This window comes from Compostibacillus humi, from assembly GCF_014637175.1.
In the GTDB taxonomy this organism is placed as follows: Bacteria; Bacillota; Bacilli; order Bacillales; family Amphibacillaceae; genus Oceanobacillus; species Oceanobacillus humi.
On record NZ_BMEV01000013.1, the window covers coordinates 1 to 23,863 of the forward strand.

At 40.7% G+C, this 23,863-nt stretch carries 28 protein-coding genes, 2 tRNA genes and 1 pseudogene; 8 read left to right on the plus strand and 23 right to left on the minus strand.

What is annotated here, in order from left to right; genetic code table 11:
- Positions 1-741, minus strand: a pseudogene (locus tag IEV18_RS04875) (IS1634 family transposase); the annotation flags it as partial.
- Between the two features lie 1,067 nt (positions 742-1,808).
- On the opposite strand from IEV18_RS04875, the gene IEV18_RS04880 reads away from it, so the two are divergent.
- From IEV18_RS04880 to IEV18_RS04895, 4 genes are all read left to right on the plus strand, one after another.
- Positions 1,809-2,339, plus strand: a complete 531-nt coding sequence (locus IEV18_RS04880) for a DUF6431 domain-containing protein (RefSeq protein WP_188391261.1) — start codon at positions 1,809-1,811, stop codon at positions 2,337-2,339.
- 135 nt (positions 2,340-2,474) lie between these two features.
- The gene (locus IEV18_RS04885; RefSeq protein WP_188391262.1) at positions 2,475-3,740 is read left to right on the plus strand and encodes an IS481 family transposase; all 1,266 of its coding nucleotides are present in this window, start codon (positions 2,475-2,477) and stop codon (positions 3,738-3,740) included.
- On the plus strand, positions 3,733-4,533 hold the full coding sequence (locus tag IEV18_RS04890; RefSeq protein WP_188391263.1) for an ExeA family protein: 801 nt from the start codon (positions 3,733-3,735) through the stop codon (positions 4,531-4,533). The genes IEV18_RS04885 and IEV18_RS04890 overlap by 8 nt, the downstream gene beginning before the upstream one ends.
- The gene (locus tag IEV18_RS04895) at positions 4,530-4,787 is read left to right on the plus strand and encodes a DUF5348 domain-containing protein (protein ID WP_188391264.1); all 258 of its coding nucleotides are present in this window, start codon (positions 4,530-4,532) and stop codon (positions 4,785-4,787) included. The genes IEV18_RS04890 and IEV18_RS04895 overlap by 4 nt, the downstream gene beginning before the upstream one ends.
- A gap of 208 nt (positions 4,788-4,995) precedes the next feature.
- Here IEV18_RS04895 and IEV18_RS04900 read toward each other — a convergent pair whose 3' ends face one another.
- The gene (locus IEV18_RS04900) at positions 4,996-5,601 is read right to left on the minus strand and encodes a TetR/AcrR family transcriptional regulator (protein WP_188391265.1); all 606 of its coding nucleotides are present in this window, start codon (positions 5,599-5,601) and stop codon (positions 4,996-4,998) included.
- Between the two features lie 101 nt (positions 5,602-5,702).
- On the opposite strand from IEV18_RS04900, the gene IEV18_RS04905 reads away from it, so the two are divergent.
- Positions 5,703-6,416 carry a GAP family protein gene (locus IEV18_RS04905; protein ID WP_188391266.1) on the plus strand — a complete coding sequence of 238 codons (714 nt, stop codon included), beginning with the start codon at positions 5,703-5,705 and terminating at the stop codon, positions 6,414-6,416.
- Positions 6,417-6,439: 23 nt separating this feature from the next.
- Positions 6,440-6,685 (plus strand): hypothetical protein, encoded by a 246-nt coding sequence (locus tag IEV18_RS04910; RefSeq protein ID WP_188391267.1) that lies wholly within the window; start codon positions 6,440-6,442, stop codon positions 6,683-6,685.
- A gap of 719 nt (positions 6,686-7,404) precedes the next feature.
- Here IEV18_RS04910 and IEV18_RS04915 read toward each other — a convergent pair.
- The 7 genes from IEV18_RS04915 to IEV18_RS04945 form a co-directional block, all read right to left on the minus strand.
- Positions 7,405-7,581 (minus strand): hypothetical protein, encoded by a 177-nt coding sequence (locus tag IEV18_RS04915; RefSeq protein ID WP_188391268.1) that lies wholly within the window; start codon positions 7,579-7,581, stop codon positions 7,405-7,407.
- Between the two features lie 153 nt (positions 7,582-7,734).
- Entirely contained in the window at positions 7,735-8,373 is a 639-nt protein-coding gene (locus IEV18_RS04920) for a hypothetical protein (RefSeq protein WP_188391269.1), read from the minus strand.
- A 37-nt stretch (positions 8,374-8,410) separates the two neighbouring features.
- Complete coding sequence (locus tag IEV18_RS04925) at positions 8,411-8,728, minus strand: hypothetical protein (RefSeq protein WP_188391270.1); 318 nt, start codon at positions 8,726-8,728, stop codon at positions 8,411-8,413.
- A 2-nt stretch (positions 8,729-8,730) separates the two neighbouring features.
- Positions 8,731-9,357, minus strand: a complete 627-nt coding sequence (locus IEV18_RS04930) for a hypothetical protein (RefSeq protein WP_188391271.1) — start codon at positions 9,355-9,357, stop codon at positions 8,731-8,733.
- Between the two features lie 2 nt (positions 9,358-9,359).
- The gene (locus IEV18_RS04935) at positions 9,360-9,533 is read right to left on the minus strand and encodes a hypothetical protein (RefSeq protein ID WP_188391272.1); all 174 of its coding nucleotides are present in this window, start codon (positions 9,531-9,533) and stop codon (positions 9,360-9,362) included.
- 128 nt (positions 9,534-9,661) lie between these two features.
- Complete coding sequence (locus IEV18_RS04940) at positions 9,662-10,276, minus strand: HNH endonuclease (RefSeq protein ID WP_188391273.1); 615 nt, start codon at positions 10,274-10,276, stop codon at positions 9,662-9,664.
- Positions 10,277-10,613: 337 nt separating this feature from the next.
- Positions 10,614-11,588 carry a hypothetical protein gene (locus tag IEV18_RS04945; RefSeq protein WP_188391274.1) on the minus strand — a complete coding sequence of 325 codons (975 nt, stop codon included), beginning with the start codon at positions 11,586-11,588 and terminating at the stop codon, positions 10,614-10,616.
- Between the two features lie 218 nt (positions 11,589-11,806).
- Between IEV18_RS04945 and IEV18_RS04950 the strand changes: the two genes are divergently transcribed.
- Entirely contained in the window at positions 11,807-11,947 is a 141-nt protein-coding gene (locus IEV18_RS04950; RefSeq protein ID WP_188391275.1) for a hypothetical protein, read from the plus strand.
- Positions 11,948-12,279: 332 nt separating this feature from the next.
- On the opposite strand, the gene IEV18_RS04955 is transcribed toward IEV18_RS04950, so the two are convergent.
- The 3 genes from IEV18_RS04955 to IEV18_RS04965 all read right to left on the minus strand — a co-directional run bounded on the left by IEV18_RS04955 (position 12,280) and on the right by IEV18_RS04965 (position 14,016).
- Positions 12,280-12,507, minus strand: coding sequence for a helix-turn-helix transcriptional regulator (locus tag IEV18_RS04955; RefSeq protein WP_188391276.1), 228 nt, complete (start codon positions 12,505-12,507; stop codon positions 12,280-12,282).
- A 1,133-nt stretch (positions 12,508-13,640) separates the two neighbouring features.
- Positions 13,641-13,865, minus strand: a complete 225-nt coding sequence (locus IEV18_RS04960; protein WP_188391277.1) for a hypothetical protein — start codon at positions 13,863-13,865, stop codon at positions 13,641-13,643.
- 1 nt (position 13,866) lies between these two features.
- Entirely contained in the window at positions 13,867-14,016 is a 150-nt protein-coding gene (locus IEV18_RS04965; RefSeq protein ID WP_188391278.1) for a hypothetical protein, read from the minus strand.
- Between the two features lie 159 nt (positions 14,017-14,175).
- Here IEV18_RS04965 and IEV18_RS04970 point away from each other — a divergent pair, with 159 nt between their 5' ends.
- Positions 14,176-14,439, plus strand: coding sequence for a helix-turn-helix domain-containing protein (locus IEV18_RS04970; RefSeq protein WP_188391279.1), 264 nt, complete (start codon positions 14,176-14,178; stop codon positions 14,437-14,439).
- A 1,691-nt stretch (positions 14,440-16,130) separates the two neighbouring features.
- Here the strand turns inward: IEV18_RS04970 and IEV18_RS04975 are convergent.
- From IEV18_RS04975 to IEV18_RS05025, 11 genes are all read right to left on the minus strand, one after another.
- Positions 16,131-16,373 (minus strand): hypothetical protein, encoded by a 243-nt coding sequence (locus tag IEV18_RS04975; protein WP_188391280.1) that lies wholly within the window; start codon positions 16,371-16,373, stop codon positions 16,131-16,133.
- 439 nt (positions 16,374-16,812) lie between these two features.
- On the minus strand, positions 16,813-17,676 hold the full coding sequence (locus IEV18_RS04980) for a helix-turn-helix domain-containing protein (protein ID WP_188391281.1): 864 nt from the start codon (positions 17,674-17,676) through the stop codon (positions 16,813-16,815).
- A gap of 252 nt (positions 17,677-17,928) precedes the next feature.
- Positions 17,929-18,924 (minus strand): tyrosine-type recombinase/integrase, encoded by a 996-nt coding sequence (locus IEV18_RS04985; protein ID WP_188391282.1) that lies wholly within the window; start codon positions 18,922-18,924, stop codon positions 17,929-17,931.
- A gap of 101 nt (positions 18,925-19,025) precedes the next feature.
- Positions 19,026-19,099, minus strand: a tRNA-Arg gene (locus IEV18_RS04990).
- Between the two features lie 3 nt (positions 19,100-19,102).
- A tRNA-Gly gene (locus IEV18_RS04995) sits at positions 19,103-19,176 on the minus strand.
- A gap of 140 nt (positions 19,177-19,316) precedes the next feature.
- Positions 19,317-19,829 (minus strand): metallophosphoesterase, encoded by a 513-nt coding sequence (locus tag IEV18_RS05000; protein ID WP_188391283.1) that lies wholly within the window; start codon positions 19,827-19,829, stop codon positions 19,317-19,319.
- 59 nt (positions 19,830-19,888) lie between these two features.
- Positions 19,889-20,485: an XTP/dITP diphosphatase gene (locus IEV18_RS05005; RefSeq protein ID WP_188391319.1), complete on the minus strand. Its 597-nt coding sequence runs from the start codon at positions 20,483-20,485 to the stop codon at positions 19,889-19,891.
- A gap of 13 nt (positions 20,486-20,498) precedes the next feature.
- The gene (rph, locus tag IEV18_RS05010; RefSeq protein ID WP_188391284.1) at positions 20,499-21,257 is read right to left on the minus strand and encodes a ribonuclease PH; all 759 of its coding nucleotides are present in this window, start codon (positions 21,255-21,257) and stop codon (positions 20,499-20,501) included.
- Between the two features lie 137 nt (positions 21,258-21,394).
- Complete coding sequence (locus IEV18_RS05015) at positions 21,395-22,459, minus strand: GerMN domain-containing protein (RefSeq protein ID WP_188391285.1); 1,065 nt, start codon at positions 22,457-22,459, stop codon at positions 21,395-21,397.
- A gap of 89 nt (positions 22,460-22,548) precedes the next feature.
- Positions 22,549-23,370 carry a glutamate racemase gene (gene racE, locus IEV18_RS05020; RefSeq protein WP_188391286.1) on the minus strand — a complete coding sequence of 274 codons (822 nt, stop codon included), beginning with the start codon at positions 23,368-23,370 and terminating at the stop codon, positions 22,549-22,551.
- Entirely contained in the window at positions 23,345-23,848 is a 504-nt protein-coding gene (locus tag IEV18_RS05025; RefSeq protein ID WP_373281889.1) for a MarR family winged helix-turn-helix transcriptional regulator, read from the minus strand. The genes racE and IEV18_RS05025 overlap by 26 nt, the downstream gene beginning before the upstream one ends.
- Positions 23,849-23,863 lie beyond the last annotated feature (15 nt).

Below are 23,863 nucleotides of genomic sequence, written 5' to 3' on the forward strand. Positions count from 1 at the left end.
GGAATGCCTTCACGTGTAACCGCTAGTCCAATCACCGTTTGTACGAGGTCCGGACGTTTATCTTTCGAGTATCCTTGAAGCCGAAAATCGTCATCTTCCGGGGTTTCGTCGGGGGCGACTTCAAAGTAACTGGATGTCGTATCGAAATAGAGAAGATCAACTTCCAGATTGAACAGGTTGGAAACATTGTCAAATACACGATCTTCCAACAAGCTTTGGGCATCCAATAACTCGTCCACGGCACGGTAAAGCTGATGGCAATGAACACTTGAAAGCCCAGGGAGATAGACATCTTCGGATATCCATTCTTCCATTCCTAATTTACTGGAAGGGGCAAGCGCACGGTTTGCGACCATTGCAAAAATGGCACGTTCTAAATTGATTTCGTGCTTGCGCTCTTTAAAAATCTCTTCGTGAATCGTATCCATCCCTAATTTTTTCCAAAGCTGATCAAATAGCCAAATGCCACCCAGTTGCTTGACAGACCGGAATAAAAATTCAGTTGTATCTCTAATTTTTTGTTTCGACTTCAGTGCCTCTTCGGGTGTGAGGAATCGATTGATACTTTGGGCCAGTCGTTCGAGTACGGCCATATCGAGATCATCTTCACGACCGAATGAATAAATCACCTTCGCTTTCGCATATTTGGCCTTCGGATCCCACACGTTTTGAGCGAGCTGAATGTATGTACGAAACTCTTGATCCATCTTTGTTTTTGCGAGTCACCCTTCTAATATACATGCCTATATTATAATTCATAAACATTATAATGTAAACACAAATTTTATTAAACGTGTGCCTATGTAAAATTCAAAAAATTTTAAGCACAAATCCACGAAAAGATTGATATCATAGGAAATACATTTTATTAAAAAGTGAATTTGTGCCTATTTACTGTCGAACTCGGGATTAATACTATCTATTATTCTTTGTAATTCTACTCTCTTTTCCTTAATCCATTTCAAAATTTTCTCCTCCCATTAATTAATAATTTTACAATACAATTTTATTGATTTTTTATACGCTTGCCTCGTTAGTTTAATATTAATAAAAATCTTGTGTAAAAAATTAGTAAAACGGTATAAAAAACTGCTTTTCTCTTCGATTTTTACCCAAAAACAAAAACACGCTTAATCGCTTGATACATCTACGTTTGGGCATGTTTTCCAATTTTCTTGCGGAACTCTAATTTCACCTAATGACGTCCCAGGAGAACGTTTAAATATATCTTTTGTTCAAGGATAAAATATAAAACAAAATAGATTTCCTCTCTGATATTTCCTAACTAAAAATAATAAATTTCATGGAATCAAAGTAATAATTGGGATAATTTTTCATAAATTAATTTTTCACGTTCCTCAATAAACTCTTAAAAATTGTCAACGTCTAAACTTACAGCACCATAAAACACCAACTTAGTATTACTATTATTCATTCAACAACACCCCGTCACATAGGAATAAAACATTTGTTCTTTTTTAGTGTAACGCATAAAACCTCACTACTGAACTCTTGTCGCAGTTAGTTGAATAAGCATCATTGTTTATGCAGCATATTTATGGGGACTTGGAATTTTTAAAAATAATGTTCATACACACATAATTTTAGCCCAGTTTATTCAATAAGAAATTCAGATTTCAGGAAAAATCCGATAATATAAAAAGCAGCATACAATAGAATACTGTAAATTTCCATATTATATCCTCTAAATTTGTTATAGAATTTTCAAATTCTTCCGGATTTAGGTATGTACTCTGCCGGGAAAATGTGCTAATTTTTTTGCATATTGGAACGGGGGAGTATTTTTTATGATTATTTTACATGATTTTGGTATTAGTCTTGAGGAATATGCAAAAAGGGGAAAAATGAACAACTTCCCTATTTTTGATAAGTGTCCGAACTGTCACTGTATAGCTTCAGGAAATCTGCACAGACATGGTTATTATTGGCGTTACGCCATAACTGATGATGTTGTATTTGAGATTCCTATTTGCAGACTTATTTGTTTATCTTGTAAAAAGACCTTTTCGATTATTCCAGACCTTCTGATTCCTTATTTCCAACATAGCTTGGATCTTATTTTAAAGAGAATGGAACAGTTCCTACAGAACAAAAAGACGAAAGGAAGCCGTCAATTACTCGCTTTTCACTGGCTTCGTTATCGGAAAAATATAAGTTGGATTCATAGTTTCTTTGTATATTTAGGGGAAATAATAGGGGTTTCTAGTGATATAAAAAAGGAAGCAAAAAAATATCTGAAAATGATTCGTAATTTTGGTGAATCGTCCTTCTTACGAAGCTCATGGGGACATTTATCTTCCTATTTTATGTCAAATTAATTCGCTGATATTTTGATTCGAAAAAATTTTTTATCGTCCCACATACCTTTTGCGTGTTCAAATAATGACGAAAAAAGTAGAATAAGATTAGGGATGACCGGTCGTCCTCTTTTATCAAAAAAGGAGGAGAAATCGATGACTGAGAAAGAAAGAGAACAAATTGCCTTATTTCGTTATGGTTTAATAGCCCCACTATTAAATGGCCAAGTGGATCCAAAAGCCTATTTTGAAGAGTTGGAAGGTAAAGTCCACCAAATCCCTTATTATGGAGAACGAAAAATAGCTGTGAAAACGATAAAAGAATGGCTGCTTAATTATCGTAGGCACGGATTTGAAGCATTAAAACCAAAGATGCGTGCAGATCGGGGAAACTCGAGAAGATTATCGCCAGATGATCAAGATCATATTTTAGCCATAAGAAAAAAATTTCTCCATATGCCGGTGAGTGTTTTCTATGAACATCTCATCCAACAAGGAGAAATCACCAAAAACCAAATATCATATTCTACTATAAACCGTTTATTAAAAAAATACAACCTTGCAGGAAAAATTTTTTCTGCAGCACCTGAAAGAAAACGATTTGCCTATGAGAAAGTGAACATATTATGGCAAGCTGATTTATCACATGGTCCTTATATCAAAGTTAAAGGCAAAGTAAAAAAGACGTTTTTAATTGCTTATATCGATGACTGTTCAAGGTTAGTTCCATATGCACAGTTTTTTACGTCCGAAGGGTTTGATGGGCTCAGAATTGTAACAAAAGAGGCTTTAATTCGCAGAGGAAAACCTACTATGATTTATGCAGATAACGGAAAGATCTATCGATCTGAAACATTACAGTATGCATGTGCTCAACTTGGGATTACATTAACCCATACACAGCCTTATGATCCGCAAAGTAAAGGGAAAATTGAAAGGTTCTTCAAAACAGTACAGACAAGATTCTATCCGTTATTAGAAACAGACCCAGTGGGATCCTTAGAAGAGCTAAATGAACGATTCTGGAGATGGCTAGAGGAGGACTATCATCGAAGGGTTCATGCATCATTAGACGGTAAAACTCCGCATGAAGTCTTTCATTCTCAATTAGAAAATATCACGTTTTTAGATGATCCATCCATTCTGGATGTTATCTTTATGAAACGAGTCCACCGAAAGGTGAAGGCGGATGGAACGATTAGCCTAAACAAACAACTTTATGAGGTTCCAGCCAAATTTATTGGATACTCTGTGGATTTACGAATAGATGATACTGGCGTTTTTATTTTCGAAGATAATAAGAAAGTGGCTGAAGCAAAGCCTGTTTCTTTAACAGATAACGCCCGTGTCAAGCGAGTTCGTTCTCCTTTTTCTTTAACCCAACTAGCGGAAGAATCAAAGGAGGCGAATCGACATGTATAAATCCTTCTATTCTTTAGCCAAAGAACCCTTTTCGAAAGATTTACGTCCATCTGATGCATTTTTATCTTCAGATTATCAAGGAGCTTTAAATGCGTTAACATATTTACAGAAATCAAAAGGTATTGGTCTTCTTATTGGTGATCCAGGTGCTGGTAAGACATTTACATTAAGAGCGTTTAAGGAGTCGTTAAATCCATCATTATACCACGTAATTTATTTTCCATTATCAACAGGTGGTGTCATGGATTTTTATCGTGGACTAGCCTATGGGTTAGGTGAAGAACCAAAGTATCGAAAAGTAGACCTGTTCCGACAGATCCAACAAGGAATCATACGAATGGACAAGGAAAGAAAAGTAACACCTGTATTTATCTTAGATGAAATGCATTTAGCAAAGGATGCATTTTTACAGGATATCGCCTTATTGTTTAATTTTCAAATGGATTCCACCAACCCGTTTATCTTGATTTTAGCAGGATTACCACATTTAAAGACACGTTTAACAATGAATCATCATCGCCCGTTGTCACAAAGGTTGATCATGAAATATGAGATTCAACCCTTACCAAAGGAAGAGATTGTTTTATATATCAATCACCATCTAAAAATCGCTGGTGCAAAAATGCCAATATTTACTGAATCCGCACTAGAAGCCATTGCGTTACGTTCTCAAGGTTGGCCAAGAGTGATTAATAAAATAACGATAAATAGCCTGTTATTTGGGTTCCAATTAAAAAAAGAACAGATTGACGAAGAAGTAGTTAGGTTAGCCATAGAGGATATTGGAATATGAAAAGAGGAATATTGGTTTATAATCATGAAGAAATGGAATGGCGTGTGTGGATAGGTCAGCAGGCCTATTGGATTGAACAAGGATACCACTTTGATCTTAGGATTCAAAATAGATATTTTAAAGCAGTCCTAGAAAAAGATTTGGATTGGTTTGTAACTCTGGATCAAGACGTAAAGTTTATCCTCCATCCTAATGAGATTTATAAAGTTCGAATAAATATACATGATTATATATGTATAGATGCCCCTTTTTAGGGGTCTTTTATTGAAATGATTAGCTGAAATATTTTGAACAGATTTTTGCATAATCCGATTTAAATTGAAAAAATAAGCACATTATTTCAGATTTATTGCCGAATTAAAATGAAAATGGCGAGCTGAAATAATGTGCTCGTTTACAAGAAGAATACTGCCTAAATTTATTTACCAATTTAAAGGCATTTTTCCTAACTTTTTATGTAATTCATTTTACGATTCCTTTATTACAAAGTGTTTCTAAATGATATTTGATTACCTCTTTCACCTTTTCAGGTGTATAAACATCAGGTCTTAATAATGCATGAACGGATAGTCCTTCAATGAATGCTGCTAAGCGACTTTTTTCTAACTCTACATCAATTGATTCCAAGAGTAACCCTTTCAGAGCTAAAATTTCCAATATTGAATTTGCTAATTCATATGTACCGTTCGTCAATTCTTCTTTTTTCTCTTTTAATACTTCACTTGTAAGGGAGCGTAGTGCAAAAATCCACCAAACGTTTGTTTCAATCTTCTTTTCTTCATCGATTGGTACAAGTTCTAGTAATATTTCTTCAACTGCCTGTAATGGATCTTTTGACCATTCTTTATGGTCGGAACGTTTTTTCCCAATATCGAAAAAGTAGTCCATTATAAAAATTAACATTTCATCTTTTGTTGAAAAATAATGTCGCAAAGCTCCTGGAGACATCCCAGCCTCAGCGGCTACTCTTCGTATAGATGCTTTTTCAAACCCTTCACTCTCAACAATTTTCCATGCAGCTTCAGCAATTACTTTCCTCTTTTGATCGTGATTTACAATTTTTGGCACAGAAAAAATCACTTCCCTTTTTTAATACAGTGTGTTATTATCTTTTTAGCACACTGTGTTATTTAAATAATACCACACAATACCAAGGGGGTACTAAATTTTTGATTCAAATAATTGAAACAATCATGCCATCTTCATCCTTAGAGTTTTCTGTAGCTCTAATGATTATATCCATATGTGCATTAATTGATATTTTAAGTCCTGGTGTGCTTGGTGTAACCGGCTATTTATTACTCACACAACCAAATCAGTTACCTTCTCGACTACTTGTGTTTATATTCATTGTACAGTTAGGATATTTCATAACAGGTTTATTATTGTATTTTGGTGGAGAAACTCTATTGAAGTTGATCGAACAAATTTCTGAATTTGATTTTATCAATTGGTTTTATACTGTTGCTGGAGCCATTCTCGTTTTCATTAGCTTCATGAAACCAAGCAAAAATTCGGTTCAACGAATCACTTCTTGGATTCCACGGCAAACAACCATTAGAGGCATGGTTGTTTTAGGCATCATCATTTTTCTAACAGAATTTGTAACAGCATTGCCCTACTTCTATTCTATTTCATTAATGAATCATCTAGCAATGAAGCCTGCTTCTTCTGTTCCAATTATTATCGGGTACAACATGGTTATGGTGCTTCCTTCCCTACTTTTATTAGGGATAAATATTTTGTTCAAAGAAAAACTACAATCTTTTTTAAATAAAATTAGATCAAAATTAAATGAGTTGCCCATTTCTTCAATCTTAGGAGCAGTAGGATTAGTTGGAGTTGTTTTTTTCAATATAGGGATTAGAGGAATTTTAAATTAGAAAAATAAATGAGGTGTTCAAGGATGAAAGAAATTCTTAACGGATTAAGTTTACTTTTCCTTATCCAAGGAATAGGTGGATTAATCAACCATTTGACTGATGGTGGCAAAAGTTGGTTTTTAGTAAATTATATTTCAGCATTTCAAGGTTGGCAAATTTTTCTAGACATAATATTAATTCTGATTGGTGGGATGATTGGTTTGTTAGCTATGAAAGTATCCAGTTCATCTAAAATTAGTAATAAACAGCATGAAGGAAATAAAAAATAGCACCCTCAGATACCGTATAACCAATAAAAGAGCAATTAAAATCACGAACTTTAGTGGTTCCCTTCATGATTATGAGACTGAAAAGCAATACCATTTTTGCTTTGATTTCAAATGAGGAGTTATTAATCAAGAGATGACTTTATACTGCCAATAATTAGATAAAACTAAAAAATTATCACTAACATGATTTAAACAAATAAATTTAATTTGAGGGTATCACAAGTTCGTCAATGGCAAAAATGGTAATTTGAATTTTGTTGATGGGATAATTATTTCTTAAATAAAGAATTTTAACCATTCTTAATACGTAACTTGGATCATCCTTGTGAAAAAAAGTGTAAAACAGTATAAAAAACTTCTATTTTCTGAAAATTTTTACCCAAAAACAAAAACACGTCAAATAGCTTGATATATCAGCGTTTTGACGTGTTTGTTAGTAGCGTCCCAGGAGAGATTCGAACTCCCGTTCCATCTTGGCTCGTCCTTAATAATACGGTTGTTGAGACGTTCATTTACCGGTCAACTGACCGTTTAATTTTGTTAACCAATTTTACCGCAATATAGACGTTAGCGTCAAGGCTTATTTTGCACTTGCCCCGACAACTCCCCGACTAACCGTTAAAAATTGCGTTTAAATGCGCCCTAGCAACATACATGCGGACAAAAAAGAAGGCGCCCCGCCCGAAAGCGAGACGCTCTTACTCTTACTCTTAATAGAATTATTCGCTGGTTTCTTCCCGCCTTACCGGAATCATGTATTGAACCGATATTCCGGCGCCTTGGTGGCGCAACGTGAATGCATGGACGATATGGCCGCCCTTTTCCTTGACGGCTGCCGCTAATAAATTGTACTCCTCCGTTGAGGTCACGATTGTATTGCGTTGAATATACTCCATTCAATCTCCCCCGTTTACGAAAAAATAGGCGGGATACTCCCCGCCCTTGCTCGGATATACGCCGAATAGTTCCTGCCTACCGACGTTATCCCCTTGTACGCAGTATCCTGCTCCGGCGGGTTTACAATCCGCCTTCATCGCAGGAAAACGACATTATCGATTAGCGTTATTATAGCGATTATATTTGTAGTCGCTGAAAGCGGGATGAATTAGCCGGAGCCTCCGGAATGCAGCGTCTATGCCGTTCATTTTTTGCTCCTTTAATTCTTCCAGCGCCATTTTCTCGGTAGTTTGCAGCTCTTTTAACGTTCTATTAAGTCCGCGGATTTTGCTTTGTAGCGTCGTATCATCGCTTAAAGCGTCAAATAATTCCGGCAGGCGCTTGCGGACGAGTGACAGCCCGTTTTCGTCCAAAAATCCTAGTTTTTCCTCGAACTTTTCGAAGGCGTCTAGCTTCTCAGAATCGGAAAAGGCGAGTTTTGCATCCGCCAAAAACTCCGACACAAACTCGTCAACTAGGCGCTTGTCCGTTTCTGTCGGCTTAAAAAAGCTTTTTGCTGCGATTGGCTCCAGTTCTTCGATTTTTGCGTCTATTTCCGCGTTGAATTGTTTGTTTATTTCGTTAACTTGTTTTTCAAGTTCTTCCCTTAATCGCTGAATCTCGTAATCTCTTACCGCTTCATCATGATAGTATGGGTTTTCGCTTGTTTTGATTTTTTCGACGTCTCGCCGGAATTTTTTAACCGCCTTCTCAACTTCTTTTTGATATTTGTCTTTGATATTAATCGTCATAATCACATTTCCCCCTTAGTTTTTTCTTTTATCGCATTTATCGCATTCGTCTACTTGCCGTAATAATGACTGGTAGTTCAACATTTGTTCCGATCTCTCCGTAAAGAACGTAATTCTCGCGCTTGATTACTTGCTTAGCGTCATCACATGCGTTGTTATACGCTGCAAAGTCGGTCTTTACCGCTGTATAATACTCGGCTTTATAAACCGTTTTTCCGGTACCGCAATCGGTAATAGTCATCTTTACTTTGCGTTTTGTACGGTCAACCCGCTTTATCTCAACAAAGGCTCGGACTAAGCCGTCCATTGTTTCGTCATCGAATGCCCCGTCTTTCTTTGCGAAGAATCCCCGCATTCTTACTCGCCCCCTTTTCCGGGAAGTTTGTGCTTATACGTTAACCCGCCGCCAAACTTCTCAATAATCGTTGTTTTTCGTTGTAACGCGTCCTGTGCGAGTAGCCTTGCTTGAATAAACGGCATATGGGCGCTAGGCTCTCGTTTAACGAATATTTGCCCGTTGTATCGCTGGATCCACTGATATTTTGCCCGGATTGGATTAGTAACCCGGAGTAAGGTATACTCGCCCGATTCTAATCCTTCGATAACGTGCCGCGCTGCTATATCGAATAATTCCTTGTTGCTTGGCCTCGGATTAAGGTAAATGCTTGCGATTGATAACGTTTCGTCTCCATCATATTCTTCGATACCTAGGCCAACCTCGTTGCCCCAGGTAATCGCATACGCCTTGTATTTCTTGGCAAGTTTTCCTTTGCCTCCGTAAAAAGCCACTTTTCTACGGTCAAACTCGGCTTTGTCGTCGTCAAATATATGGGTCAAGCCTTCCGCTTTTAAGTCGCACCAGTCTTGCTCATAGAGGTTATACACGACGATGTCCGACGACTTCTCCCACACGTCGCTATCCTGATAACGCGGCTTGTCGCCTTTGTCGATGACCTTAACGCCCTTTAACTTAGGTAGCCGCATTGTTACTCCTCTCCGTCGCGCCTTAAATAACGAGGCGGACGTGGCGTCAACATTGGTATGCCGTTCTTATTATATTGCTTGAACTTGCGTTTGTTCCGGCGCTTGGGATTGCGGTTGGTTCGTTGGCTCCGTTGGTTGCCGCTGTTTCTTCGTTTATTTCGCTTATCTTCAATCATGTAATCCCTCCGTTATCCTTGTTAAAAATCGTCACTTTAGCATTTCATAAAGAAATACCTTGACGAAAATTAAAACGTCTCTAATCGTCTCTAATCGCTTTCTAGGGCTATGTTTAGCTTAAAAAACGTCACTTTTCTACTTGCGTTGTTGCTTGTTTCCTGCGATACTCCCTCATTCTTTTGCGCAGCCTCTCCTTCACTTGCTCAACGTGGTAGTAGGTCGCTTGTTGCTCCCACTCGTCCAATACGTCATAATAACTAGTGACCCGTCGCGCTGCTACCCGCTCGACTAATTGTTTGGTAGCTTCGATATTTTGCTGTCTGTGAATGAAGTCGTATACTGGCCTGTCCGCCTTTGCGCTATTACATGACCTACACGCCATCATTACGTTATCAAACGTATTACTTCCGCCGTATTTAATCGGCGTAATATGGTCTAGTGTCCGATCTTGCTCCGGTACTTCCTTTCCGCAATAGGCGCAACAAGGCTCGGAAAAAATCCACAATACCTCGTAAATCGTTAAATCATCCTCGACTTTCACGCCTTGCTCGCGTTCAATCCGTTTAACGGCTTTACGTGAATCGTTCAGTGCTTGCGCAGCCTTTCCTCGGAAAGTAGCATAATACCGTTTCATCCGTTCCTTGGCCGCTCGTCGCTCGCAGTCGATGCAATGGCTGCGGGAAGGTGCATAGAATTGTTCGAGCTTCTTTTCCGTCTTGCAATTCGTGCAAACCTTAGTCATTGACGCTCACCCCTTCCGTGAAAACGTCAATTCTTGCGATTAAATCGTTTAATTCTCCGCTTATTTCCTTGCTGTTTTCGATTGCTTGCGTTAATAATTCATTCATTCCCTCAATCTCTCCCTCAATCTTTTAGTTTGATTTTTTTAATTCTCGCTCGATTGCGTCCATTGTCGAGTTTATTTCTAGGTTCGTATGGTGTCCGGCTGCTTTGAGCGCAGCTAGCGCCTTAAGATATTCGACTAGAACGCTAAGTTTCGACACTTCCATCACTCGCTCACTCCTTCCTGCGGTGTATTAAAAAGATTGACTGCCTCCGCGGCGGCAGGAAAAACCGCTTCATCGGCAGCTAATAGGTAAGTCGAAAAGTACTTTAATTGCGTCTAAGTGCTTCCCATTTCCGGCGTAAATGACGCTTGGGTTGACGACGATGTAACTGCTGCGCCGGTCTTTGCCGTCATCGACGAACTTGAAAACAGGCTGATCTTTATACTTAATCTCCCGCATCGTTTTTAGCAGGTGTTTATAGTCTTTATATCCTAACCTCTCCGCTAGTTCTTTTAATTTCATCGGTTGTATTTTTCCGTCGATAACTTGGTGTGGGTTATCGCAAATGATGTTGAAACTAAAATTAACGTAAGGTAACACCGAATAAACAACGCCCAATTTTTTGATTGAACGCCCGTCAAACTTCGAATAAAGTTCTCGGACGGTTTTCCGAAAAACCCTCGTATATTGATAATCGCCTTTAATTGCGTCCAGGTTTTCGCCCCTGTAAAACACCGTTGGATTCATCGCTAGGCCCTCGGGGAGTTCAACAAGTATATTTTCTTCGATTAACTTCGCGTAAAAGTCGCTATATTTGTTGCGGCTCATCTGTAACAACTCGCCCAAAGACTTTTTGTTAATTGGAACGCCGTTATCGTGCCGTAAATATCCATGCGATGGGTCGCCCTCGTTGTAAGAGACGTAGGTTCCGATGAACATTAACCGTGCCAAATCGGACTGGCTAAGGCTCGGGAATCGCTCGGCTAGTTCCTGCATCTCGTAGAAAAAGGCGAACACATAGCCGCCGTTCTCCTGCTCATGGCGTCTTAACGTTTCGATTACTTGGTGTCCTTCTCTCTGTGCCGCCGATATGACCGGTTCAACGTGAATCCTGTCCGTGATATTTTCGCCTGTTTCCGGGTCATACGCTTGACCGTCAATCATAACGAAGTTTTGCGTCATTTTTAGCGCTTTACTTTTTAATTCCGGGCTTGCGCTTTTCCATATTAACTGCTCCCGCTTAAAATCTCTCACTCTCTTAGTCAAACTCGTTCATTCCTTTCCTTTTCCGTCCTCAAAAAATAGGAGGGTTTTTGGGTGCATTTTTGAAGAAATAGGAGGGTTTTTGGGTGCAATCCAAAAAGCCGTCGAGGCGTTGCGCCCCAACGGTTTCAGCCGTTTTTTCAGAATTTGGTTCATCTTCTATATCAGTATCGTAATTAGCTTTTTTTACCGCCGAAAATAGATACATATACCGCCAGGATATGCGTTTAAGGCGAAAGCCTTTCCGTTATAATGCTGCGCCCTATATGTCCGCCTTTACCGCCTTTACCGGAATAACCGAGTTAGTCGGAATAACCGAGTTAGCCGGAATAACCGCCTTTACCGCCTTAACCGGCTTCTAAGTCGAAAATAGTAACTCCGGAGAATAGGTATAGCAGCAAGCGTTAGCTTGCAGGTGCGTTAGCACCTTTGAATTGTGAACAATTCCACGTCATATTCCGTGCATTGTTTACAATGCATTAGGCTAACGCCTAACGACTTCACTTACGTTCGTCGTGTTATCCATATATTACGGATTATTCGTTAATTAATTAACTCCGGAATAAGTTAATCCGTATATTCGCTATATTCGCTATATCCGTATATTCGCCTATATCCGCCTTTATCCGTTGCGCCCGTTATCCTCGGCCATATGCTTTCGCGCTCGCTCGTATCCGAGGCTACTTTTCCGGAACTACTCCGGCATTTTGTGCAGCGCCTGATACCGCTTAACGTACTCCAAAAAATCCGGATCACTTGCGTCAAATTTATGCGCAATCTTACCTCGAACGTTTTCTGAAATTCCTCGCTCTCCCGATTCAATTGCGGCGACTGTCGAATAAGTTACGCCTAAGTACTCGGCAAATTGCTCTTGGTTCATTCGCAAGTACCATCGGATTAATTTAAACGTCTCCTTCGTCATCTCGTTTACTCCTTTCTATTCCGATTTTCTTCGTTTAAGAAATAAAAAAAAGCCCGTCATTTAACGACTGGCACGGCCCTCTCATTATATAGTCCAACTAAACCCGGTTTTTACAACCATGTATACGTAATTTTTTCGACCTTCCCGAAAAACTCCCCTCATAATATAGTGTGCTTTACGGCTGCCGAATTGCATATCTAGGCTCAGTTTTTCGCCTTTACCGCCTTATATGTCCGCCTTTATCGCCCTTACCGCCCTATATGTCCGCCTTTACCTCTATGTCCGGAGTAACCGCCTTTATCGCCCTTACCGGAATAACCGAGTTAGCCGGAATAACCGCCTTTATCGCCCTATATATCCGGAATTGTCGGAATAAGTAACTCCGGAATAGGTATAATGGCAAGCGTTAGCTTGCAAGGGAATTGTCTACAATTCTCGAAAGAACAAGTTCTTTCCGACTTCACTTACGTTCGTCGTATTATTTTAAAGTTTAGTTATTATAGTTTAGTTAATACAGTATAGTTACGTTAGGTAGATTTACCGAGCACCTATCGTATTTTTACCTATCACCTATCGGAAATTTACCTATCACCTACTAATCACCCGCTTTTACCACTTTTACCACCGTACTATTCAGAGGTGTACTCAAACGTAAAACGGACAGGGCTTTTTTAATTGGAAATTTAAATTAAATGTCCCAAAAATAGGCACCTTGGTGCTATTAGTTAGTGAGGGCACTTTTACAAGTCGATAACAAATTTATCACTTGGAAAGAGGGAGCGATAAAGCAGGGAGACGGTGCGGGATCGAAATATAACTTAAATAGAAGTGAGGGCGATTTTCCGTCCTAAAATCGAGGCTATTTAGCGCTCGATAAGGTGAGAAAAGCTGTCGCATGAATTCCGCGGCAGGCTACCGTACATTAACGTAGATTACCGTTGAGGTTTGAGTATACCTCTGAATAGTACGGTGGTAAAATATAATTAAATCCAAAGGAATAACCACCTTTCCGTAAGGCGCGCCAACGCCTTACTCCGTTTTAAACTTCCGACGAGAGTCGCCTTCGAAAGTCCTCCACGTCGCCAACCGTGAAAAACTTTTATCCGCATAAATTCGCATAAATTCGTATTGCCTCAGTCAATCCGCTTTAAGCTATCGACTAGTCCGGCAGGCAGCGAGTGAATCTTAAAATATTCTTCGATTAGTGCCGATTCTACCGCCAGTAACTCCGCCGCCCATTCCTCGTTATTCGTCCGCTGCCTTACGTCAAACTGCAAAAAGTCGTAAATTGCGAGTAAGTCCGGCATGATCTCGTTTTGTTCCTCGCCTGCTGCGCTAATCCAAAATAACTGCGTCAATCTAATCCGCCTCCTTTTCCGCCTTTAATTCTTTAAGTAACGCCTCGTAATCCTGTAAGCGGACGTAAGCGTCGCCCTCAAACCATTTTACGGCTGCGCCGTTCACTTTACCGTCCCACCAATTCAATTTATCCGGCTTATTTTCTTCCATTTTGTTATCCCCTTTCAGATTTATTTTGACTACGTTTTGTAGTCGATATTTATTCTAATACATAATTTTTTCAATGTCAACTACTTTTCGTTGTTATCCGGTAAACCATTTTTTATAATCAAAGAGTGAATAATAATCGGATTGGGAGGAAATAGAAAAATGAACAAACCTAATTTTGACGAAAACAGACGAATTTACGACGTAAAATGTAACTTAAAAGCGATTCTTGACGCTAGAAAAGGAACAGAGAACGAAATCTCAATACGAGAACTTGCGACAAAGTCGGGACTTAAATTTGAAACAGTTAGACGTATGTACCACGATGAAACTAGGCGTTATCAACGGGAATCATTAGCAGCAATTTGTATCGCGTTGGATATAGATATAAGCGATCTATTAACACTTGTTCCAGTAAAAGAATGACGGCGCTTAAACGTTTAAACCGGCAGGCTTGGCGAATTACTAGGATGTTTGCGCCGGTTCCTCCGTTTACTTTACTTTACTTTACGAACTGTACGAATAGTCCGGTGTTTTTCGACGAATTATTTAACGTAATTTTTCGCTTAAATTTACCGTGCTTTTAGGCGTTTTTGCCGTTCCTAGACCGATTCCCCTACCTCGCAAAGAAAACGGCTAAATCCACGGTAAAAATCGCTTAAAACATTATGTACTCGGTAGAGACCCGTTAGGTTCCGGTAGAGGCTCGGTAGGTTCCGGTAGAGACCCGGTTTTCGCTTAAATTTTCCGTGCTTTTAGGCGTTTTTACCGTTTCAAGACCGATTCCCCTACCTCGTAAAGAAAACGGCTAATTCCTCGGCAAAAATCGCTCAAATCACTATGCATTCGTTATGTTCCGTTTAAGTACGTTTCATTCCCGTTCAACTTCGTTCAGCTCCGCTCAATTCCGCCCTGGAACTTCGAAATTTTGGCGGAAAATTTTTACGGCTAGGGAAGTTGTGGCTAGCGCTTGCTTTTCGAGCGGCTAGCGCTTGGCTTCCGAGGTAAGGTTCGATAAACTAGCGCTTTATTCCTCGAAATTTTGACCTCGGATTTCGAAAATTTTGGCGCAAATTTGCGCTCACCCGGCAGGGCGGCCGCGGAAATACCGACCCCCGCCTGAATTTTCTGAAAATTCAAACATAAGCTACTTCCGATAACATACATTATGTAAACCAATTTTGCCCTGATGCAACACGGCTCAAACGCTTGCGCCGCAAGGCCTCTCGCCGTTTCCGGCCATCCGGTGCAGCCGTTTTCCCGTCTCTCACGATAAAACGACGGCCATTTTGCGACGGATTTTGCCGTAATAAACGACACTATCAGGAATAGTCCGACTATTTCGACGGTTATTTAACGACGTGCCCCTCGAGTTTTTCCAGGTACGTGCGCCGTGAACGCGCTGCCCGGTAACATACGGCATAAAACGCCTATAAACGCTCACACGTCGCCACACGTCGCCATAAACGCTCACACAGACGCTTTCATACCGTGTAAATACGTCTACCTTATCCGCCGACAACCCGGCTTCTAACCGGCTCCTAATCGGCCTCATTTCGCCTCGTACGTTTTAGCCGTCATTTTTCGCCATATAATGAAGGAATCCGCCGAAACCACGCCATAATATCCCCGGAACCGGCACAAACCGCATTATATCTCCGTCCGTATAGCAGCCGGCTTTTACGTGTTACACATTGACCGTTATTTTAACGATATTTTAACGACATTTTAACGGGACTATATCGACATATACCGGAGTAACCGAGAATAACCGGAAATAACGTTATAGGCCGTTTCTAACGTTTTAATCGTTATTATCCGTTATTATCGTTTATATCGTTATTATCCGTTATTATCGTTTATATCGTTATCCTCGTTTATGCCGTTATCCCGTTATAATCGAATATATCGGATATGGATATATCCAAGTTTGCAAGGCAAACTTGCAAGGCCTTTGGCCTTGGATTAGGTATTTATAACGTTTCTAACGTTTACATCTGCAAACTAACCGGCGTCAAACGTTCGACTTTATACGCAAAAATAAAGGCGGAAAAATAAATCCGTCTTTTTTTCGTGTCTTTCCGCCCAGAGATACATAGTTCCGTTAAATTTAACGCCTAATAAAAAGCCAATCTGGCGGAACCATGCGGAATATGCGGGATATTAGGGATATGCGGGATATGCGGGAACAATAGCGGGGATCCGCCGTAAAATTTCCGCAAATAGAAGAAAATAGCCGCAACAACCGCAATAACCGCAATAGCCGCAACAACCGCAATAGCCGCAACAACCGCAATAGCCGCAACAACCGCAATAGCCGCAACAACCGCAATAGCTGCAAATAACCGCAATAGCTGCAAATAACCGCAACAACCGCAATAGCCGCAACGTTAACGATTATTTACTTACGTCCGTTTCCTCCATTTCCTCCATTTCCGGCAAGTTCCGGCAATTTCCGACTAACTTCCGCCGCTGCCCCTCGAGTTTTGGCGGGTGCGTTCGCCGTGAATGCGTCGCCCGGTAAACTAAACGTAAAACTAAACGTAATAGCTGCTGCGTACAAACAACGTTAAATAACGAAGAACCCGCGAGGAGCCAGCGAAGAACCAGCGAAGAACCAACGTTAAATAGCCGAGTAAATTTGTAACGGGAATAATTCGTAATAATTCGTAATGATTCCGGTTTCTACTATTATATGCCGAATTATATGCCGAATTATGTCAAGTAAATTTACTTTACACACCCGATTAGTACCGATTAAAATTACGATTACTGGATTACTGGTAGTACGGATTAAAATTAGTACGGATTAAACGCGAGTATTCCTCCGCCTTCATCCTCCGTCCATTTTAGCCGCCTGCTAATCTCGGCCGATAACCGATTCCATGCGGAATAAAGGTAACTGTCTAAATTCCGTACATAACCTTGTTTGTACTTCCGGATTACGTTCAAGAATACGTCAACGTAGTCAGCTCCGTGTTCTTCTACGGCTATAGTACGATCAATATTCGCCTTTGCTCTGAGTAAAGTACCGTATGCTTTGTATAGTCCGTTAGCGTCAAAATAAGGCGCCATAGCTTCGTAAATTACTGCCGGAATTGCTTGTCGAAGGCTGCGGGGATGGTTTTCTATGCCCGGCTCTTTCTCCGCTTTATTGTCCGCCGTAGCTTTTAATGTATTTGTATTATTATGATTAGAAAAAACTGGTTCTACTGCGTTTTCTTCATAAGAAGGCTTGTCCATACGGTTTTCCTCGTATTCCATTGCGGTTTCATTTTGCGGTTCCACTTGTTGCATGGTCGGATTAATAACGATGATATTGACGGACTTTTTCCGACTTCTTCCCCGCCACTTTTTAACCGTTGCGATACGATCAATCATTCCGTATTCTGCAAGTGTGTTTATCGCTCTTATAACGGTACTTCTCGACTTGCCTATGGCTTTCCCGATAGTCTCGTACTTAGCGAATGAAACGCCTGTAATTCGAAGGCTTGAACGCCCTAAAAAACGTAGTACCTCAATAGCTGATTCCGGCACTTCGTCGGCTCTTAACCGTTCAATATATGCATAAATAGCCTCGTCCATATCCGAGATATTCTCGAATGACCGGTATTTTTTGAGATTTTCAAAGGTTAAAACTTCGTACTTTGTTTCACTTTTCATTACGATTGCCTCCCGTTTAGAGGCGCCGGCTGCCCTGTCCCCGTTCTACTCCGTCCTTCCGTTCTAGCCCTTTCCTGTCCGCCGTTTAATGCACTTTTGTAGAACATATGTTCGATTCAGTGGTCGGACGAACAGAATATTGATTTTATCCGTTTTTTTCGATATACTAGACTTACGGTATATGGAATTGGGCGTAGGTATACGAAAAGTATGCAGCGCCTCTTTTTTTTGTTCTTTTTTAATATTTGATTATTACAAAAATTTCCGTAGGCTTTCTGCAACTTCTTCCTTTCCTAAGTGAAGGTATCTTGTGGTTACGGCTAAGTCGCTATGGCCCAACGCTTTCGAAATTAAAGAGATATTCGCCCCTTTTTTAAGAAGGTTTTTCGCAAATCCCCGACGTAGCGCGTGCGGATTTATATTTTTAAGTCCGTACTCTTTGCGATACATATTCAGGCGTTTCGAGATATGATTATTTGTAGGTGACCTTAATACGGAATCCCCGTTTTTCGTAATAAACAATAGATTATTCCTCTTATTTCGTTCTCGTCTTATAATTTCGTTTTGGTCCATTAAGACTGCCAATAAACGCGCGAGAACATCGTCAAACGGTAAATAAATGTTTTCGTGATTCTTAACGATTCCGCCGTCAATAACCAGTAAACAAGAGTCGAGGTTGACGTGTTTATGTTCTAACCGCGCAAGTGTGCCGATACGAATACCAGTTTGATACATCAATAAAACGGCGGCAGCGTCACGCAATTCTACAAATTTACTTAAATCGAGTAAAGAGAGTAGCATTTGAATATCGCGTTCAGTAGTCCCCTCTTTGATAGGCGTATCTACCTTAATTTTGATGTTTTTCCAAAATTTTGATTCTAGCCATCCATTATCAAAGCAACGGTTTAAAAACGCCTTTAAACACTTTAATCGGATTAATTTTGTGGAGTTACTAACGTTCATAGAGGCAAGCCATTCATATATATGGTTTGCATTAAGTTCTTCCATATATTGAACGCCTGTAACGTTAAAGAAGTTATTAATATGTAAGTCGTAATCGCTTATTGTTCGTTCTCTTAATCCGGCGGCTTTCATCTGTCTTATAACTGTTCTTAATGCTTTTTCCACCGGAAAGCCGTCGTTAAGCTTACGTTCAGACTGTTTCGACTTATATACCTCGGATAAATTGGAGAGACCTAGATCGGAGAGATTGCCGTCAACGTGAAGGAAAGGTTTCTTTTTCGTCATAAAAATAAGCCTCCTAGCACGGCTTTGTTGACCGGTTCATGACCGATTCAACTACCGTACTAGAAGGCTTGTCTGACGGGGCTTTGACGCCCTTTCAGTAGCGTCCCAGGAGAGATTCGAACTCCCGACCGACGGCTTAGAAGGCCGTTGCTCTATCCTGCTGAGCTACTGGGACATATGGAGCGGGTGAAGGGAATCGAACCCTCGACAACAGCTTGGAAGGCTGTGGTTTTACCACTAAACTACACCCGCGTATTGGTTTTTATTAGGCTTTAAATTTAACGGACAAATTATATTATATGTATCTCCCAAAATTTTGTCAACCGTTTTTGCCAAATTTTATCATAAGAAGATAAGTATCCCTCCCAACTTAGTTGAGAAGGACACAATTATTATTTCAACTTTCCTTCCAGCGAAAGACTGGTTAATTCATTTCCGTCAACGGTAAAAAAACGAATCTGCACTTTGCTTTTATCATCCCAAGAAATAACCGCATAGGTCGCTTCTTTGCGCATTCTCGGATAGCGGATGCTTCCGGGATTGATAAAGATTAGTTCATCGATCTGTTCAGCACCTGCAATATGGGTGTGGCCGAAGCAGACAATATCGGCATCCTCTTCTTCCGCCCGATATTTGAGCGTGAGAAGCCCTTCTTTTACCCGGTGCAAATGGCCGTGGACAATATAAAAGTTTAGTCCATCAATATGTACTTTTTCTTCGGTTGGAAACCGGGTGTCAAAATCACAGTTTCCCCTCACCTTATACATGCCTTCCAGTTCCGGTGCATCAAAATCCAATTCCGAATCCCCGCAATGGATAATCTTATCCACCGTATGCCGTGAAACAATTTCCGTAATTTCCTGTTTCCAGCCATGGCTGTCACTAAGAATCAACACAGATCCCATCGTTACCAGTGTTCCTTTCTAACTGAAATTTGGCTTGATTTTTCTCGCCAACAACCAAATTAATCTTTTCTCTGCTGCAAAAGAGCTTGCAGCTGATCCATCGCATGTCTCCGGTGGCTAATCTCTTGTTTCACCGAAGGGTCTAATTCAGCCAACGTGTTTGTATATCCCTCTGGAATGAAAATTGGATCGTAGCCAAATCCGTTCTCTCCGGCAGGATGAAGAGCAATTTTCCCTTCGCAATACCCTTCCGTAATGACCGTTTCCTTTCCTTTTTCCGCCAACGCCAATACGCAGACAAATCTGGCGGTGCGATTTTCCATCGGGACTGATTGCATTTCTTCTAATACTTTTCGGATATTTGCCTCATCATCTTTATCTTCTCCGGCATATCGGGCCGAATAAATTCCCGGTCTTCCTTGTAACGCATCGATTTCTAATCCCGAATCATCTGCCAGCACAGGCATATTCAAAAGTTCCGCAATCGTTTCTGCTTTTAACCTGGCATTTTCCGCAAAAGTTGTCCCTGTTTCTTCCACTTCAGGAAGATCGTCAAAATCTAATAAAGATTTGACGCGAATATGTAATTGGGCAAAAAATTGCTGAAACTCTTTTGCTTTTCCCGCATTTTTCGTTGCAATGATTAATTCATCCATTTCATTCTTCACCTCAACTGTTTTCTTCACGCAATTCCCCGATTCTTGCTGCTAAAGGACCTAAAGCCGATTTTTGCACCTCAATTATTTCTTTAATCCCGCTATTTGCAAGCTGCAGCATCGTCTGCAACTCTTCCGGGGTAAAGGTCGCTTCTTCTCCTGTCCCCTGAATTTCCACATATTTGCCAGAGCCGGTCATGACGATGTTCATGTCAACATTTGCCTGGGAATCTTCTTCGTAATCTAAATCCAAAATTGGCGTTCCATCAGCTAAAATGCCAACGGACGTTGCAGCGAGATAATCAAGAACAGGCATTTTATCAATTACTTTGTTTTCGAGAAGCTTGCCGAAAGCAAGTACTACCGCAACAAAAGCTCCGGTAATGGACGCCGTCCTTGTTCCGCCATCCGCCTGAATAACATCACAATCAACCCATACTGTCCGCTCGCCGATGACGTCTAAATTGACGACGGAGCGGAGTGCTCTTCCGATTAAACGCTGAATTTCCATCGTTCTTCCGCTCACTTTTCCTTTGGAGGACTCCCGAATGTTTCTCTGGGCTGTTGCTCTTGGCAGCATGGCATATTCTGCCGTAATCCAGCCTTTCTGCTGTCCCCGCATAAATGGCGGTACCCGGTCTTCGATACTTGCATTGCAAATTACTTTCGTATTGCCGACCGTAATTAATACAGAGCCTTCCGGATGGATAATGTAATCCGGTATGATTGAAATGGGTCTGAGCCCATTATTTTCCCTATTTTCTTTTCGCATCATAATTCCTCCTTATTTTCATCATTAGCTTACCATATTTTCTGCAAAATCAACACGTTAATCCCGTTTTGCCATGAATTATAGGAACAGAAGAAAAAAGAACTTAGCAAACGCCAAGTTCTCCTTATCATTATAATTTATAATTGTTCGGTCGGGGTGAAATATTGTTTGGACACTGGCTCCTCATATACTTCTCCGTCTTCGTTTACGAGCTGTTCGATGCTTTCCACCTTAATATCTACTGCTTCGATTCCCTCTTGTTCCGTCAGCGTACGGACGATCGTCTCCATCACGTCATCGGAAATAACTGCTTTCTCGCTGTCTTTTAAAATTCCTTCATTAAACAGGACACTTAAAACCCCATCTTCCAGCACCGGGTCAGCCAATAGCTGTGCATTCGTATTAAATACGTGTTTCACGTTGGCGCTATATCCCGGACCGTCTAAAAGCGTCTCGATAATTCCCCGGTATAAGTTGCCGTCCTTTTCTTCAATATATTGGGTTACCGGAACGTAATACCGGTTTTCGTTTTGTTCTTGCGGATAATACATTGTCACCGGCTCACTCGTTAATAAATCCGGCGTGTTCGACGCCATTACATTGATTCCCATCTCTCTGGAGTATCCTTTTCCGATCGGGGTTCCCGCAACAGGCATCGCTTCCTGATGATGGCCGTTTATCCACAGCTGTACCCGATCTACGTTTTCAAATTGGGTTAACGTAAACGTCATTGCTTCTAATATTTGCACTTCTTCTTCCGGCTGATAGTCTTTAAATTCCTCGGATAAATCAACAATCAATGTCCCGTCTTCCAGCAAATTCATTCCTAAAATTTCCGTTCCTGCAGGCAACACTGCCTGGAAACCGTTAGGCAAAAGTTCCGTTACCGGACCGTCCTTTATCAAATATTCCAGCACTTGGGACGCTACTTGATCCGTTTCCGGCAATTGCAGCGTCTGAGCTGCTACCATCCCGTTTTTATCCAATAAATATAGTTCCCTTTCTACTGTTGCTGTACTGCTTTCCTCCGCCTCTTTATTTTCTTCCGTTTTATCTGACGGGATCTCTTCTAAATTATTCACCGGTTCCGCATTTTCCCGCGGCGGATCCATTTCATCCATAGACTGTTCTCCTTGGAAACATCCTGCGAGCGAAAGGGAAAGGATAATTGTACCGCCAAGTACAAATATTTTCTTTTTCATGTCCATACCTCCTACGATGGTTTGTACTATTATGTATACGAGCCTTAAGGAAAAATAGACCAAGTATGGACATAAAAAAAGGATGTAAATCAATACATCCTTTTTGCCAGCTTCGTTTGCATAATTTGAATTTGCTTGTCGGGAAATTGACAGAATAGACGATGAATCATTTGCGCAAAAACATGCCTTTCCCCCGTTGCGTAAAATTTGTGCTCCGGCGTTCCCTCATCATCATTTAATAGATGCTGCATATCTAAGATTGTACTTGCTTCTCTCGCCGTCTCTTCGCCGGAAGAAATAATGCTAATTTCATTACCCATTATTTCCTGAATGATCGGCTTGATAATGGGATAATGGGTACAGCCTAAAATCAACGTATCCAAGTCTTCTTGTTCTTTAAGCGGCTCCAGCACGGTATCGACAATTTTCAATGCCTCGTTGCCTGAAATGATTCCTTTTTCCACCATCGGAACAAATGGAGGACAAGGCAAGCCGTAATAATGAATATCGCTCTTTATTTTCTGCAGCTCTTTTTCATATGCACCGCTATAAATTGTTCCTTCGGTTCCGATGACTCCGACATGATTATTTCGGGTTACTTTAATTGCTGCCCTGGCACCGGGCTGAATGACGCCGATAACCGGAATTGAAAGTTCTCGTTTCAGCTGGTCCAGCGCAAAAGCAGTTGCCGTATTGCAGGCAATAATCAACATTTTAATATCTTTATCGAGAAGAAATTCGACCATTTCCCACGTATAGTCGATTACTTCCTCCCGCGGCCGGGGGCCATAGGGGCACCGGGCCGTATCTCCAACATATAGGAGATTTTCCTTCGGTAGCTGGCGCATAAATTCGTGGGCGACGGTTAACCCTCCTACGCCTGAATCAATGATTCCGATTGCTTTCTTCACTGATGTCTGTTCCTTTCTTCTTGGTGTTCTCTTCACTCACTTTTTTCATCTGCACGTATAACTTTTCCAGTAAACGGTTTAACTCATTTACATCCTCTTCAGAAAAATAGTCGAGCACACTGTCGAGAAATTGCTGTCTTTTTTCGATCACCTCATGGATAATGACTTTCCCTTTCTCCAATAAATGAATTCGGACGACCCGCCGGTCACTATCATCCCGAATTCGCTCCACTAATGCATTTTTCTCCATTCGGTCCACTAAATCCGTCGTCGTGCTAAACGCAAGCCCGATTCTTTTGGACAGTTCGCCGATGGTCAGATCTCCTTCTTCCAAGAGCCACTGCAGTGCGACAAATTGGGGGGAAGTAATCGGATAATGATGGAGAATTTTTCTTCCATTCCGCTTAAGCATTCCAGATATATAGCGTAATCGTTTTTCTATCGTAACAATTTCTGATGAAACACTTTGTTTATGCAAAAGACTTTCCCCCCA

Excerpts from the sequence above, each read along its gene's own strand:
- IEV18_RS04880 (WP_188391261.1), top strand. The coding sequence starts at position 1,809 with ATGATTATTTTACATGATTTTGGTATTAGTCTTGAGGAATATGCAAAA.
- IEV18_RS04885 (WP_188391262.1), top strand. The coding sequence starts at position 2,475 with ATGACTGAGAAAGAAAGAGAACAAATTGCCTTATTTCGTTATGGTTTA.
- IEV18_RS04890 (WP_188391263.1), top strand. The coding sequence starts at position 3,733 with ATGTATAAATCCTTCTATTCTTTAGCCAAAGAACCCTTTTCGAAAGAT.
- IEV18_RS04895 (WP_188391264.1), top strand. The coding sequence starts at position 4,530 with ATGAAAAGAGGAATATTGGTTTATAATCATGAAGAAATGGAATGGCGT.
- IEV18_RS04910 (WP_188391267.1), top strand. The coding sequence starts at position 6,440 with ATGAAAGAAATTCTTAACGGATTAAGTTTACTTTTCCTTATCCAAGGA.
- IEV18_RS04915 (WP_188391268.1), bottom strand. The coding sequence starts at position 7,581 with ATGGAGTATATTCAACGCAATACAATCGTGACCTCAACGGAGGAGTAC.
- IEV18_RS04920 (WP_188391269.1), bottom strand. The coding sequence starts at position 8,373 with ATGACGATTAATATCAAAGACAAATATCAAAAAGAAGTTGAGAAGGCG.
- IEV18_RS04925 (WP_188391270.1), bottom strand. The coding sequence starts at position 8,728 with ATGCGGGGATTCTTCGCAAAGAAAGACGGGGCATTCGATGACGAAACA.
- IEV18_RS04930 (WP_188391271.1), bottom strand. The coding sequence starts at position 9,357 with ATGCGGCTACCTAAGTTAAAGGGCGTTAAGGTCATCGACAAAGGCGAC.
- IEV18_RS04935 (WP_188391272.1), bottom strand. The coding sequence starts at position 9,533 with ATGATTGAAGATAAGCGAAATAAACGAAGAAACAGCGGCAACCAACGG.
- IEV18_RS04940 (WP_188391273.1), bottom strand. The coding sequence starts at position 10,276 with ATGACTAAGGTTTGCACGAATTGCAAGACGGAAAAGAAGCTCGAACAA.
- IEV18_RS04950 (WP_188391275.1), top strand. The coding sequence starts at position 11,807 with ATGCGTTTAAGGCGAAAGCCTTTCCGTTATAATGCTGCGCCCTATATG.
- IEV18_RS04955 (WP_188391276.1), bottom strand. The coding sequence starts at position 12,507 with ATGACGAAGGAGACGTTTAAATTAATCCGATGGTACTTGCGAATGAAC.
- IEV18_RS04965 (WP_188391278.1), bottom strand. The coding sequence starts at position 14,016 with ATGGAAGAAAATAAGCCGGATAAATTGAATTGGTGGGACGGTAAAGTG.
- IEV18_RS04970 (WP_188391279.1), top strand. The coding sequence starts at position 14,176 with ATGAACAAACCTAATTTTGACGAAAACAGACGAATTTACGACGTAAAA.
- IEV18_RS04980 (WP_188391281.1), bottom strand. The coding sequence starts at position 17,676 with ATGAAAAGTGAAACAAAGTACGAAGTTTTAACCTTTGAAAATCTCAAA.
- IEV18_RS04985 (WP_188391282.1), bottom strand. The coding sequence starts at position 18,924 with ATGACGAAAAAGAAACCTTTCCTTCACGTTGACGGCAATCTCTCCGAT.
- IEV18_RS05000 (WP_188391283.1), bottom strand. The coding sequence starts at position 19,829 with ATGGGATCTGTGTTGATTCTTAGTGACAGCCATGGCTGGAAACAGGAA.
- IEV18_RS05005 (WP_188391319.1), bottom strand. The coding sequence starts at position 20,485 with ATGGATGAATTAATCATTGCAACGAAAAATGCGGGAAAAGCAAAAGAG.
- rph (WP_188391284.1), bottom strand. The coding sequence starts at position 21,257 with ATGCGAAAAGAAAATAGGGAAAATAATGGGCTCAGACCCATTTCAATC.
- IEV18_RS05015 (WP_188391285.1), bottom strand. The coding sequence starts at position 22,459 with ATGAAAAAGAAAATATTTGTACTTGGCGGTACAATTATCCTTTCCCTT.